The 13,687-nt window shown below is 38.4% G+C and carries 14 protein-coding genes; 12 read left to right on the forward strand and 2 right to left on the reverse strand.

Annotated elements, in window-relative coordinates; genetic code table 11:
* Positions 1-54: 54 nt before the first annotated feature.
* From EHW67_RS19230 to EHW67_RS19265, 8 genes are all read left to right on the forward strand, one after another.
* Entirely contained in the window at positions 55-405 is a 351-nt protein-coding gene (locus EHW67_RS19230; protein WP_126164000.1) for a ribose-5-phosphate isomerase, read from the forward strand.
* 53 nt (positions 406-458) lie between these two features.
* Positions 459-1,247 (forward strand): polysaccharide deacetylase family protein, encoded by a 789-nt coding sequence (locus EHW67_RS19235; protein ID WP_126164001.1) that lies wholly within the window; start codon positions 459-461, stop codon positions 1,245-1,247.
* A 560-nt stretch (positions 1,248-1,807) separates the two neighbouring features.
* A complete protein-coding gene (locus EHW67_RS19240; protein WP_126164002.1) occupies positions 1,808-2,632 on the forward strand; it encodes a mechanosensitive ion channel family protein in 825 nt (274 codons plus the stop codon).
* A gap of 507 nt (positions 2,633-3,139) precedes the next feature.
* Positions 3,140-3,865, forward strand: coding sequence for a hypothetical protein (locus tag EHW67_RS19245; RefSeq protein WP_126164003.1), 726 nt, complete (start codon positions 3,140-3,142; stop codon positions 3,863-3,865).
* A gap of 20 nt (positions 3,866-3,885) precedes the next feature.
* Positions 3,886-4,326: a DUF4174 domain-containing protein gene (locus EHW67_RS19250; protein WP_126164004.1), complete on the forward strand. Its 441-nt coding sequence runs from the start codon at positions 3,886-3,888 to the stop codon at positions 4,324-4,326.
* Positions 4,327-4,694: 368 nt separating this feature from the next.
* Complete coding sequence (locus EHW67_RS19255) at positions 4,695-5,651, forward strand: c-type cytochrome (protein WP_126164005.1); 957 nt, start codon at positions 4,695-4,697, stop codon at positions 5,649-5,651.
* A 358-nt stretch (positions 5,652-6,009) separates the two neighbouring features.
* Positions 6,010-6,546: a CIA30 family protein gene (locus EHW67_RS19260; RefSeq protein WP_126164006.1), complete on the forward strand. Its 537-nt coding sequence runs from the start codon at positions 6,010-6,012 to the stop codon at positions 6,544-6,546.
* A gap of 207 nt (positions 6,547-6,753) precedes the next feature.
* Positions 6,754-8,157: a sialate O-acetylesterase gene (locus tag EHW67_RS19265; RefSeq protein WP_126164007.1), complete on the forward strand. Its 1,404-nt coding sequence runs from the start codon at positions 6,754-6,756 to the stop codon at positions 8,155-8,157.
* A gap of 283 nt (positions 8,158-8,440) precedes the next feature.
* Here the strand turns inward: EHW67_RS19265 and EHW67_RS19270 are convergent, their stop codons facing one another.
* Positions 8,441-8,791: a DUF983 domain-containing protein gene (locus EHW67_RS19270; RefSeq protein ID WP_126164008.1), complete on the reverse strand. Its 351-nt coding sequence runs from the start codon at positions 8,789-8,791 to the stop codon at positions 8,441-8,443.
* A gap of 103 nt (positions 8,792-8,894) precedes the next feature.
* Between EHW67_RS19270 and EHW67_RS19275 the strand changes: the two genes are divergently transcribed.
* Positions 8,895-9,770, forward strand: a complete 876-nt coding sequence (locus EHW67_RS19275; protein WP_126164009.1) for an AraC family transcriptional regulator — start codon at positions 8,895-8,897, stop codon at positions 9,768-9,770.
* 44 nt (positions 9,771-9,814) lie between these two features.
* Here the strand turns inward: EHW67_RS19275 and EHW67_RS19280 are convergent, their stop codons facing one another.
* Entirely contained in the window at positions 9,815-10,198 is a 384-nt protein-coding gene (locus EHW67_RS19280) for an SRPBCC domain-containing protein (RefSeq protein ID WP_126164010.1), read from the reverse strand.
* 245 nt (positions 10,199-10,443) lie between these two features.
* On the opposite strand from EHW67_RS19280, the gene rlmF reads away from it, so the two are divergent.
* The 3 genes from rlmF (at position 10,444) to EHW67_RS19295 (ending at position 13,433) form a co-directional block, all read left to right on the forward strand.
* Positions 10,444-11,292, forward strand: a complete 849-nt coding sequence (gene rlmF, locus EHW67_RS19285) for a 23S rRNA (adenine(1618)-N(6))-methyltransferase RlmF (RefSeq protein ID WP_126164011.1) — start codon at positions 10,444-10,446, stop codon at positions 11,290-11,292.
* Positions 11,293-11,736: 444 nt separating this feature from the next.
* Positions 11,737-12,474, forward strand: coding sequence for an oxygen-binding di-iron domain-containing protein (locus EHW67_RS19290; RefSeq protein ID WP_126164012.1), 738 nt, complete (start codon positions 11,737-11,739; stop codon positions 12,472-12,474).
* Positions 12,475-12,626: 152 nt separating this feature from the next.
* Positions 12,627-13,433, forward strand: a complete 807-nt coding sequence (locus EHW67_RS19295; RefSeq protein ID WP_158285153.1) for a helix-turn-helix transcriptional regulator — start codon at positions 12,627-12,629, stop codon at positions 13,431-13,433.
* The last annotated feature ends 254 nt before the right edge of the window (positions 13,434-13,687 follow it).

The raw sequence follows: 13,687 nt of genomic DNA on the forward strand, positions 1-13,687 counted from the left end.
TTGTTAAAGTAATATGAATTTTGCTTAGTTTACAGCCCTTTATTCAGAATTACGATGCCTAAAGTCCTGTACCGAATATATGTGGTAGAATTATCCAAAAGGGTATTTACCGAAAATGCCAAATTTAGGGCTGCCAATCCCCAGTTTAATGGAGTTCTGCAATGCCTATATGTAGGTATGACCTCCAAGCCCCCCAAAGAACGTTTTGAACAGCACAAGACTGGTTATAGAAATAAGAAAGGCTATAAATTGTCGTCCAATATAGTTGAGAAATACGGACTCTACCTAAGGCCCAGCCTTTACGCCCATATTGATCCTGTATTGACAAGGGCCGAGGCCTTGGAAATAGAGGAAGGATTAGCCATGGAATTAAGACGGGAGGGCTATGCGGTTTGGTATAATTAAGCTTGAATAGTTCCGAACAAAATTTCCTAATTTTAACCAAGACATAATTATTTATGATTAAAATCCTCCTTACCATAATAGCCCTTAATCTTTATTTGCACGGGCATGCACAAATACTAAAGAAAAACATACCCGATAAGCTTATTGTACTTACTTTTGATGATGCTCCCGCCAGTCATTATTCCGTTGTGGCCCCATTGTTAAAGGAATTTGGTTTTGGCGCTACTTTTTTTGTCTGTGAATTTCCGCCCAACTATAAGGACAGTTCCCTATATATGAATTGGCGACAGATCAAAGCCCTGGATAGTATGGGTTTTGAAGTGGCCAATCATACCCGCACCCATGCCAATGTTAGCAAAATCTCCCAAACAGCATTTAATGCAGAATTGGAATATATAGAACATAAATGTGACTCCTTGGGAATAGCCAAGCCTATAAACTTTGCTTATCCCGGCTACGGGCTAAGTGCCAAAAGTCTGGAGTTTCTGCAGGACAAAGAATATGTTTTTGCGAGAGCTGGTGGTAGCCGGGCATATGACCCTTTGGTAGACCATCCCTACCTTATTCCCAGTTGGGCTACCCATGCCGATAATAAAAGTGAAATATTGGCTGCACTAAATCAAGCACAAGAAGGAAATATTGTGGTTCTAACCCTTCACGGTGTTCCTGATATTGAGCATCCATGGGTTACTACCCCTCCAGAGCTATTTAGGGAATATCTACAGTTCTTGTCCGACAACAAATTTAAAGTAGTTGCTCTTAAGGACTTACAAACCTTCATCAATGTAGACGAGGCCAAGAGAACTATTGGTGCAGACTTAAGTAAATCACTTAAGAATTAATGGAAAATCTTCGCATTATTTCCAATTGGTACCAATAAAAGAATTACTGTATTATAACAACTTCTACCCAGTAGCTCTTGTTTAGCCTTAAGCGCGTTAGTGACCGCGGCGGCATCCCCGCAGCAAGGACAGGGATATAGCCAAGGGCACGACCGACAGAGGAGGGAACGCCCACATAAGAGTTTAAAATCCTTTAAAAGGTGGTGTATTCCTAAAAGGGAACTTACAGATTTGGGGCGTTCATAAAACGTCTTTTGCCCATATGTAAATCCGGCTATGGAGAATAGCCAATTCCAATTTGATACTTGCCTATAAAGCAAAAAAGGTACCATGCGTATCTAGCTAAATCATTAGGTTTTAATCCCAGCCATTGTGGTTTGGCTGTACGTATACCCAAAGGATGTCTATTTTCACTTATAGACGGTGTAAAATTATATTAAATAGAAATGGTAAAAGGGATTTTATTATCTTCAATATGGCGTAGCACTATTACAACTGTAGGCCACCACCACTATAGGAAATTTATTTGGTGAGGTATTGGCAAGCACAAATAATTTAATATGGAGACATTGGGTAAAATATTGGACTTTAACCTTATTAGTATTGGGGACTATAATATAAAAGTGTATACCCTGGCGATAATTCTATTAATTTTCCTAGTCACAAGGATCATATTAAAACTAATAAAAACTGCCCTATATCGGCGTTATAAAGGGTTGCACCTGGACAAGGGAAGTACCTATGCCCTCTATCAAATCATTAAATACATAATCTGGATAATTGCCATTGCATTTATTTTGGAGACAATTGGTATTCAGGTTACCCTATTAATTGCTGGTTCTGCCGCACTACTGGTCGGGATTGGGTTGGGGTTACAGCAAACATTTAATGATATTATTTCGGGTATAATCCTTCTTTCTGAAAAGTCGATTAAAATAAACGACATCTTGGAAATAGACGGGGATATTGTGGAAATTCAGGAAATTGGTCTACGGACATCCAAGGGGCTTAATAGAAGTGATATTGCTATAATAATCCCCAATTCCTTGATTACTACCAACAAGGTAATTAATTGGAGCCATCAGAAGAAAAAGACCCGATTTAGAATTAATGTTGGGGTTGCCTATGGTAGTGATGTTGAATTGGTTATAAAAATACTGGAGGAAAGTGTTTTGGAACACCCAGATTTTGAGGATACCAAAATGATAGAGGGTCGTTTTGTAAACTTTGGCAATTCTTCGTTAGATTTTGAGGTGTTATTTTTTAGTGAAAATGTATTTAGGATAGAAAAAGTAAAAAGTGATATCAGAAAAATCATCAATCGCAAGTTCAGGGAAAATAAAATTGTAATACCCTTTCCACAGATGGACGTACATTTTAAATAGTGTTATGCCCGCCAATGTATACCCCTAATCTACCATACTGCCATAAAAGCAAGTATTTGTGCTAAAAAACAGTTGGTACATAAAGTCATTTTTATCATTATACCCCACCAATGTTACATATGTTGCACGTATGGTTACATATGGAGCATCAAAATTATTTACCCTTCTTTAATTTAGATAAGTCTAGAATAAAATCTGAAAACCAAAAATTGCTGTTCAGACTTTATGGATGCCCCCCTTACCCCCTAAAGAAAATAGTATAGGATGAAAACATGGCCGTAAGGAGCCAATGAATCCTAAAAAAAAATGCCCAATTGGCTATAACATCACTCCATTGATAAAACTTAAAGAAAATGAAATAAGAACAACTGGAATGGCTTTGCTGCTCTAAAAATATGATTTAAAGATATCTTCAATACGCCCTAAAGAAAGGGTAAAAGAATGGAGAAATTGATTCAATATGAACAACGGATTACTTTGAATATGAAACGATATAAGACAATTGATATGAAAATAATAACAACAGCAATTACTTCAATGCTCCTCCTGCTGACATGTTCCTTGGCCCAGGGCCAAGATGACGGTATTTTTGGGGCAATTATGGAAGCGGCCGCGGCACATGATAATGCTAGGCACCAGGCCCAATCGGAAGCTAATGACGAAGCCGAATCGGAGGCCGCCGCCGAATGGAAGGAAGCATGGGAGAAAGAAATGAATGAAAATGGAGAGGTTATGGATGCCTTGGACACCAAATACCTAAAATGTACAGCAATGATGGTTTTATATGTACATACCTACTTACAACTTGTAAATGAGCACCAGCTTGCTGATATTAGAATGTCCGCATGTGACGCGTACGGCATGCAAGCATTGGCCATGGCCAGCTCCACCACTATCATGTATTGTCCGGAAGAGATGGCACAACTTAGCGACGAGGAATTAAAATCAATCGGAGATGATTTTTGGGCTGCCCTCGACCAGTTTACCGTAGAACACGGTCCATGGCTTGATAACGAATACCATCCAATTATGACAAAGTTACAATACATTATAAATAATTTTTTTAATGGGGTTCAAGAACAAGATGCTGGAGACCTGTCCGTTTTTAGTGGCTCACCTGATACACCCGTGCATGTTATAAAATATATGATCGAGTTTTTTAGACCACGTTATATCATACCCCAAACCCTAAAAATTGCCGAGGAAATGGAAGCTCTTGGCTGTAGTGGCTAAGTTTTATTAATAGTACGGCTATGCAAATTCTTTATATATTGATTATAGCATTAATCGCGAATAATGCGATTTCACAGGACCTCAAAAAACATCAGTGGGAAAACCGTCTTGTACTTATACTGTCTCAACAAGAGGATTCCAAGGCATATCAACAACAAATTGCCCATCTTATTAGCCTTCCTAAGGAACTCAAGGAAAGAAAAATACTTATATATGAAATTTTGCCTGGGCGGTATAGAATATTTAATTACCTGAATAAAGATAAAAAGAGCAAGTGGATTTCTTCTTCCCTCCTTTATGATCAATATGGAAATAAGGAGGGCGGGTTCCAAGTAGTCTTAATTGGGTTGGATGGCGGTGTAAAGTTAAATACTTCCAATTTGCTTAGGGCATCCGAGTTGTTTGCAACCATAGATTCCATGCCAATGAGACGTGCGGAATTGGAAAATAAAAGAGATTAACCACTACACTTATACAATTACCCGCAAAAAAAGGGGAAATCAGGAAAAAAACTTCGAACTAGCTGATTAAAAGTGTTTTGAATAAAAAGTAGACCGTCATTGGTAACGAAAAATTTATTAAATTTATTGGTGAGCGAGGGAAAATAAAATTATCCCTTTGCAAGGAACCAACCTAACAACCTAAAAAAACAACCAATGATAAAATTCTTTCACAAGACCAAACCCCATTTACTTTAACATAATTACTCCCTGTTCTACTAAAAGAATAAGGCTGTAATTACTATTGCATAGGCTATGCCTATCATTTGTTTTAACCAATAAAGCGCCCCATATAATCCTACATTTTTGTTTAATTAAAAATAACCAAGATGAAAAGAGCATTAAAACTTATTGGCGTTGGAATAGGAGTTTTAGCACTTATAATTGCCATTGCTTTAATCTCTATTAGTGCCAGTGATATTCCTTCCTATGAGGTTACGAAAATTGATTTCAAGCTCAGCAGTAGCCCGGAGTCGGTTGCAAGGGGTGAGAAATTGGCCCTTATGTTGTGTGCCAATTGTCATATGAACCCTAAAACAAATAAGCTTAGCGGTAAAAGAATGATGGATGCCCCGCCTGAATTTGGAGAGATTTATTCCCAGAATATCACTCAGGACAAAACCTATGGTATTGGAAACTGGACCGATGGAGAATTGGTGTTTCTACTTAGAACGGGAATTAAAAGGGACGGACAATACAGTCCGCCTTATATGGCAAAAATGCCCAATTTAGCCGACAAAGACATCAATGCCATCATCTCCTTTTTAAGATCGGACAACCCTTTGGTGACTGCCGACCCCACACCAGATACGCCAACTAAGCCCTCATTGCTGACCAAATTACTTTGCAGGGTAGCTTTTAAGCCCTTTCCCATGCCCGCAGAGGAGATTCCCTTGCCAACTACGGACAATACACTTGAATTGGGGAAATACTTGGCACATAACCTGGATTGCTTTGCCTGTCATTCCGCCGATTTTAAGACCAATGACTACCTAAACCCTGAATTGAGCCCCGGATATTTTGGGGGCGGCAATAAGCCTTTGGATTTACAGGGAAGGGTAATGCTTACCTCTAACTTAACACCTGATAAGGAAACAGGAATAGGGAACTGGACCAAGGAAGAATTTATCAACGCAGTAAAGTATGGGCAGAAAAAGGGGGAAAAGGCCCTTACCTACCCTATGATGCCTTACCCGCAATTAACGGATTTGGAAGCTGGAGCCATATTTGAATACCTGCAAACCATTCCGCCAATAAAGAATAAAGTGGAGCGATCCGTTTATTAAAGTTCTATGTAAAACTGCGCTTACAACCAATGAACAAGTAGGCAACTAGGCGCAAAGTGGTACATGAGGTTCCCTACTAATTTAATAGAGCGTACATGGCCGTTGGTCATGAAGCTCTTATTGAGCTCATTTATTGTATCAGGTATTTACCAACAATAAAATAAGTAGATGCATGCCTATATAATGTATATTAAAACCGTGATCCTAGCGTCCTGCCGCTTTTCTTTGTCCATTCTAACTATAATAAGGTTTATATCATTCTAGGGAATAATGTTTTTCTACTTCTAAATAAACACATCCGTATGGAAACTGTATCCATATTGGTCCAAGTTGTTGTAACTTACACTAAAGTCATATCATGAAGTTCCTTTTTGGTACCATCATTTTTTTTATGCTCATAAACCCACTTACAATTTTCGATTTTAATAAAGAGTCCAACATCCGGGATTGGCAAATTGTAAATGATGGTGTCATGGGCGGCTTGTCGGTCGGAAACTTCAGCTTGAGTCCTGAAGGACATGGATTATTTACAGGAGAAATCTCCTTGGAAAACAATGGTGGTTTTTCTTCCGTACGGCACCGATTTGATAAGATCCGCGTAACCAAAGAAAGTTATATTATTATTCGTCTCAAGGGCGACGGCAAGAACTACCAATTTAGGGTAAAAGACAATTCCAGCAATTATTATTCCTATATCACTAACTTTAAAACTACTGGGGAATGGGAAGAAATAAAAATTTTACTCATGGATATGTATCCCTCTTTTCGCGGTAGGAAATTGGACCTACCCAATTTTTCAAGAGATTACATTGAGGAAATAGTATTTTTAATAGGGAATAAAAAAACTGAAAAGTTTAAATTAATTCTAGACAAAATTGTCCTGTACCAAAAATAGTCCATGGTTGCGAATAGGAAGTATCCTGAAATATGACCTAATGATTCCCACTTTGGCCCTACGCTTTTATTAGCACCAATAAGCTGTAATCAAACCATATTAATTTGCTATTTTTAACCGGAATACATATTCTTTAGGAAAATTTATGTGGATTTTTCAGCTAAAACTTTAAACCGAAACATATTAATCAATACCTATAATACACTTATGAAACCATTAAAAACCATTTTATTGGCCTTGCTCTTGTGCTCTGCAACGGTCACTTTTGCCCAATTACAATTACCCGCATTTTTTGGCGATCACATGGTATTACAACAGACTGACAATGTCTCTATCTGGGGAACCGATGACCCAAACAGTAAGATTACCATAAATGGTAGTTGGGGCGAGGAATCTACCACAGTTGCCGATAAGAATGGTCGTTGGAAATTAAAGATCAACACCCCCTCCTACGGTGGTCCCTATACCCTTAACATAAAGGGCAGCAATGAACTTACCTTCAAAAATGTAATGATTGGAGAAGTTTGGTTATGTTCCGGCCAATCCAACATGGAAATGCCGGTAAAAGGTTTTAAAAACCAGCCTATAAACAATAGCGGCAAAGCCATTTTACACTCAAAGAATAGCCAGATCCGATTATTTACCGTAAAAAGAGCGGCCAGCTTGGAACCAATGGAAAATGTAGAAGGGCAATGGGCAGAGGCCACACCTGCAACTGTTAGGGACTTTAGTGCCACTGCTTACTTTTTTGGAAAAAAATTACACACCCTTTTAAACATTCCAATTGGTTTGATCCACACCTCATGGGGAGGCTCCAGCGTGGAGGCTTGGATGGATAAGGAGACTCTTTCCGAATACAGAAGTATAGAGCTGCCCCAAAAGCTACCCAACGGAGCCCCACAGCGTACCCCTACCCTATTGTACAATGCCATGATAAATCCCTTGGTAGGTTATGGTATTAAAGGCGCTATTTGGTACCAGGGCGAATCTAACAGAAATAGGGCCAAGGAATACCGCCAATTGTTCCCCACCATGATCAATACCTGGCGAAAAAAATGGGAACAAGACGCATTTCCGTTTTACTTTGTACAAATTGCCCCTTATGGTTATAGCGATGGCAATGCCGGATTTGTCAGGGAGGCGCAGTTATATACCATGCAAACTGTGGAAAATACAGGAATGGCGGTTACCATGGACATCGGGGACTGCGATTTTATACACCCCAGGGAGAAGGAATTGGTGGGCGATAGATTGGCACTGTGGGCCCTATCCAAGGATTATGGCATAGAAGGAATTGCCTATAGCGGTCCGGTATACCAGAAAATTGAAGAAATAAAGGATGGGAAAGTAAAACTTTCTTTCAACTATACGGACAATGGGCTCTCTAGCTACGGTAAGCCATTGACAGGTTTTGAGGTAGCGGGAGCCGACAAAGTTTTTCATCCCGCCAAAGCTAAAATCAATGGTGACAAGAGCCTAAGCGTTTGGTCTAGCCAAGTGTCCCAACCCGTAGCGGTTAGATATGCATTTAAGAATTGTGAAGCAGGTAGTTTGTATAATACAGAAGGCCTACCTGCCTCATCCTTTAGAACGGATACTTGGGAAGAATAATTCCCAGAAGAAATATAATTAGGGTACCAAATAATTGAGTATTTGTACCCTAATTATCTATTTGTTCATTCCCTACCTAGTACCCTACCCCTTGGCCGTCCGGGCCAAACAACACTCTAAATGATGAAGCCAATAATGCATCATGTTCCAACGCCTTACCTTTTTAAACAACTATTCCCCTACCAATAGTATTTCTTAGGCTATATGCTTTAAGCCTATAAACATTCGGAAAAGAATTAGTTTTAAACAAACCTTAGAGGGTAGATGAAACATAAAGTGGGAATCAGCGTTTTTTATAAAACAAGTACATCCATATGGTCCTGGACAATCTAAAATTAAATGCACTACTAAGCAGGGCTATACTCACAACACTTAAAAATATATAAACAATCGGAATTTTAAGAATAGCCCAGGTAATCACAAAACAGGCTATCATTTGCGCACAGGCCAAAGCATAGCTAACAAACATAGCCCCGTAAAAAAATCCGGGTTCAACTTCAAATTTGTAATTACAATTTTTGCATATTTTTCGCATTTCGGGCATCCTAAAAAGGATAGAATTACCATTTGAACTGAAAATATTTCCCGTTTTGCAATTGGGACATTTACCCTTAAAAATATTAATAGCTGTCATTTTTTACTTTATTTCACAGCTCAAAATTAAGATCTTTATCTAGTAATCCTATTATTCAATTATCGCCATTTTTTGTACTTTTCGGACATTTATAGCCCTCAGCATGAAGAAAATCCCAACGCTAAGTATAACACAATTTGAAAAACAGGAGCAATTAGACGATTTTTATAGCAATAACCTGGAAACCCATTTAAATAAGAACAGGGAATACTTTCACAAACCCCACCGTCATAACTTTTTCCTTTGTGCATTGTTTACCAAGGGATCAGGTATACATGAGATAGATTTTGAAACCTATAATGTTAAGCCAGGGAGTATTTTCTTTCTTAGACCTGGGCAAACCCATTTTTGGAAATTTACCAGTGCTCCGGATGGCTATATCTTCTTTCACACCCAAGAATTTTTTGAGTTGCATTTTACACATGCTACACTAAATCAATTTCCTTTTTACTATTCCCTAAAAAACCCTCCAAGGGTACAAATAGCAATGGATAAGCTTAAGGAGATAGAATTAAAGTTTAGGGAAATAAACCAGGAATATTATGTTAGTCTCCCCTTTAAAAGGCAGAAAATCGCCAGTCTGCTAAATACTGTTTATATAGATTTATCCAGACCTTATATAGATATAGACCAGAAAAAAGAGGTGGTCTCCATAAGATATCTCGACACCATAAGGGCTTTGGAAAAATTAATAAGCCTCCATTATAAAACTCAAAAATCGGCAAAATTTTATGCGGATTCTCTACATATTAGCAGCAAACACTTAAACAGGATTGTAAGAACCACCTTAAATAAAACCACCACCCAATTAATCACCGAACATATAATCCTTGAAGCAAAAAGACTATTGGTCCATTCCAATAATACCCTATCCGAAATTGCCCGAATTATGGGATATGAGGATTACGCCCACTTTTCAAAAGTATTTAAAACAACGACACGTATCTCTCCCAAAGGGTTTAAAAAAAATTACACCTAAATGGACTAAGTGCAACCATTTCAATGATCCTTTATACCATCTTTTCAATATTCAAAATAAGACTTCATGGGATCAAAATAATGTACCTGCCATCCTTGAATATAGTGTTCCCCATCCTCCGGGACATTACTATGAATTAAAGTGAGTTCGGTAGTACCTTCTTTTTCCAATAAGGTAACTTCAATTTGTGAGTCTTCCTCATTTTCTTTAAAATTACTGCTTCTCCAAGACTGAACAATTCTATGGTATGGTTCTAAAATTAAATTCTCTCCCTTGATATAGCCGTCCCAAGCGCTAAAAGAGTCTCCCACCTTATCCGACACAAAAGCTTCTCCCCCGGTCATTTTAGTATGACCCTGGGTACTGAGCCAAGCCTTATATATTTGTTTTGCTGTGGTATTAAAAGTCGCTTTTAAAGTGAATTCCATAAGTTTGGTTTTTTTGGTGGAATAAAAATGGGTGCCTACTTCATAAATTTACTAATAATTATTCCTGATTTTCAATCTTTTAAAGCCTTTATTTTGTTTTATTGAAGTAGCAGTTGAAACAGTTCCAAATAATGTGTACTAGTTTAATTACTGGCATAGTAAATGTCCCACAGCCCTATATGCCGTAATAAAGCCCTTATTCTTAAAACTGCATTCATTAACTTTGTGTTATAATTTATAAGTCCGTGCACCCAAACAATCCCTTTGTAAAAGACTACGATTTTGATAGGCTAATAGACCATTACCCTGCTTTGAAAGAATACGTTTTTAAAAACGATTATGGCAATAAGACCATCAAATTTGGAGACCAGCAAGCGGTAAAAGCCTTGAATATAGCCTTGCTGAAGTTGCACTACGGACTTGATTACTGGGATATACCCCCAAACAACCTCTGTCCGCCAATCCCGGGACGGTTAGATTATTTGTTGCACATACAAGACCTCATTCCCAAAAAGAAATTAAGACTGCTGGATATTGGCACTGGTGCCAATCTTATCTATCCTATTTTGGCCACTTGTCATTTTGGTTGGCAATGTACGGGCAGTGAGGTGGCTTTGGACTCCCTTGACAACGCACAACAAATAATTGATAGAAACATTTTGTTGAAGTCAATTGAGCTTAGGCAACAACGCTTTAAGAACAGCATCTTGGAACATGTAGTTAGTCCCGAAGACCGATTTGATGTGGTAGTTTGTAATCCTCCATTTTTTAAAAATAGATCTGATGCCCAATTAAGGAACCAACGCAAGGTTCGCAACCTACAATTGAAGGAAGGTAGTGCGAATAATTTTGGCGGACTGTCCAATGAACTGTGGTACAAAGGAGGAGAAGAGGCATTTATAAAAAAAATGGTGTCCGAAAGTGTTCTTTTCAAAACGCAAGTACAATGGTTTACCTCCTTGGTATCCCAAAAAGAACACCTAAAGAATATAAAAAGGACCATTAACAAAACCGACCCCATAGAAGTTCAAGTTATTGATATGGAGCAGGGCAATAAAAAAAGTAGGTTTGTTGCCTGGACGTATCGCCAATAAAGCCCTACTACACAATAGTAGGAGTTTTGATAGGTCTCTATTTAGGGCATGGCTTGTGTACCATTATTTTTTTAGTCCCAGAAAGGACTGCTGGCCAGTCCGGCGAAAACCTCTGATAGACATATCAGCTTTGGGTAAGAGATGAGTATTAAGCTTAGATGTCTTTTAAGGGATGTTTACTAGACAAAACCCCTTCCAGCTAAACTCCATTTGCAATCTTAAGTAAATACGCACAACCATTTCAAGTCACACGCCTTAATGTCTAGCGGTTTTTGAAAAAACCCATTCCAAGGCTAAAATTGGAAATTATCTTCCAGGCAACTCAAAGTAGGCCAATTAACTGTGTCGCTTTTTTACAATTATACCTACGTTACAAGTTCTATCTTTGGGAGACCCCAGTATCATAGGAGAGCAGCATAAGTTTAATCGCCAAAATAAAAAGCCATGATCAATGTTTCAGAAATAGCACCGGACGTATACCGAATATCAATATTTGTAAAGGATTTTAATTTGCAATTCAACCATTTTTTAATCATAGATGATGAACCCATGCTATATCATGCGGGAATGAAAAATATGTTTCCTTTGTTAAAACTGGAAGTAAGCAAGATTATACCTCCTTCCCAGTTGAAGTGGATTGGCTTTAGTCATTTTGAGGTGGATGAGTGCGGGGCTCTTAACGAGTGGCTTCAGGTGGCGCCTAACGCCAAAGCTGTATGCAGTGAAGTAGGGGCAATCGTCAATATGGGCGACTATGCTATAAGACCTGTACATGCCATGGCTACAAACGAAACGCTAAAAACCGGTAAACACAACTATCGCTTTATAAGGACACCTCATTTGCCCCATGGTTGGGATGCTGGAGTACTGTACGAAGAAACCAACGGGACGCTATTGTGTTCCGACCTATTCCATCAAAATGGCAATGTAACCGCTTTAACGGACAAGGATATTTTGGGTTCCCATAAAAGCTCTATGCTGGAATATAATCAAGGACCCTTAATGGAGTATACTCCCTATACACAACAAACTTCCAAACTACTGTATTCCCTGGCCGATCTTAACCCTAAGACCTTGGCAACCATGCATGGTTCTTCCTTTTCAGGAGATTGTAGTAAAGCCCTAAGGGATCTAGATGTTGTAATGAACGATTTATGGAGTAATAAAATTAAAATGGTATAAACGGATGTGCCACCACTCAATTGTAAACCATACAATATCAACCTATTGACACATCCTTTATACCAACCAAATTTTCCTGATAATTATAAAAAACCTACCTTTAAGTCTAAGTCTCTTGTAATCTTCAAATGGGTATACAAATAAAAGAATATATGCCTCGCGAAAGTTTAAAACCCTTCGTAGAGCTATTTTGGGAAGGTAGTTTTAATATTAATGCTACCACTCCAATGTCCATGCAAATGATTCCCAACGGCTGCGTAGAATTGATTATTCATCTGAACGATTTACATTGCGATCTAGAAAACAGCAACAGTTGGTCACAAACTCCTGACTATATGATTATTGGTTTAATTACCCAACCTCGGGAAGTACGCTTCCAAAATTTCGTTAGGGTATTTGCTATCCGGTTTAAGCCCGAAGGTATCTACAACATATTTGGCATTCCTTCCGCCTTGCTTTTGGAGCACTACCATGACATGTCCATGGTACTGGGCAGTGGCTTCCAAGAATTCTGCCATAGGTTAAAGGAGCATATAAATGTTGTTTCAATGATCCAACAAACAGAAAATTATTTATTAAAAAATCTACAAGATCGAAAGATTGAATTGAATTATGTGAATCGTGCCGCCCAACTTATTCGCAACACCAAAGGGGTCAAGATAAAAGACCTTTCCAACAAATTACTTATCAGTCAGCGTAAATTACAAAGGGAATTTAAGGACATACTGGGGATTAGTCCAAAACATTATCTCCGTCTTGTCCGCATAAACGAAGTACTTCGTTTAATAAATGACAATCATTTTATAAACCTTACGCATATAGCCTATCATTGCGGATATTTTGATCAGGCACATTTTATTAAGGACTTTAAAAATATCACAGGCCAAAAGCCTTCAATTTTTATGAAAGATAGTGAGCATTTTATATCTAGGCCAGGACTTACACACTATGGGGATTGAAGAAACAAAAATTGAATATCGATAGAGGTATAGTTGCCCCGCCTTCCAATGGGCAATCCCAATAATTACCACAGATAAGCGAGGATGGAAAACTGAAAAGAATTCCCTTAAATCCCTGGACATAGATGATAATGGGCTATAAGTCTCCAATGCATCACAACAGGCTACACCTTCCAGCACCATTGTTCCCTATCTTGCCTCTACCAATTGAACAGAAATAGCCATCCCGTTGCCCAAATGCCTTAAAATGCCTC

This window comes from Arenibacter aquaticus, assembly GCF_003957295.1.
Lineage (GTDB): Bacteria > Bacteroidota > Bacteroidia > Flavobacteriales > Flavobacteriaceae > Arenibacter > Arenibacter aquaticus.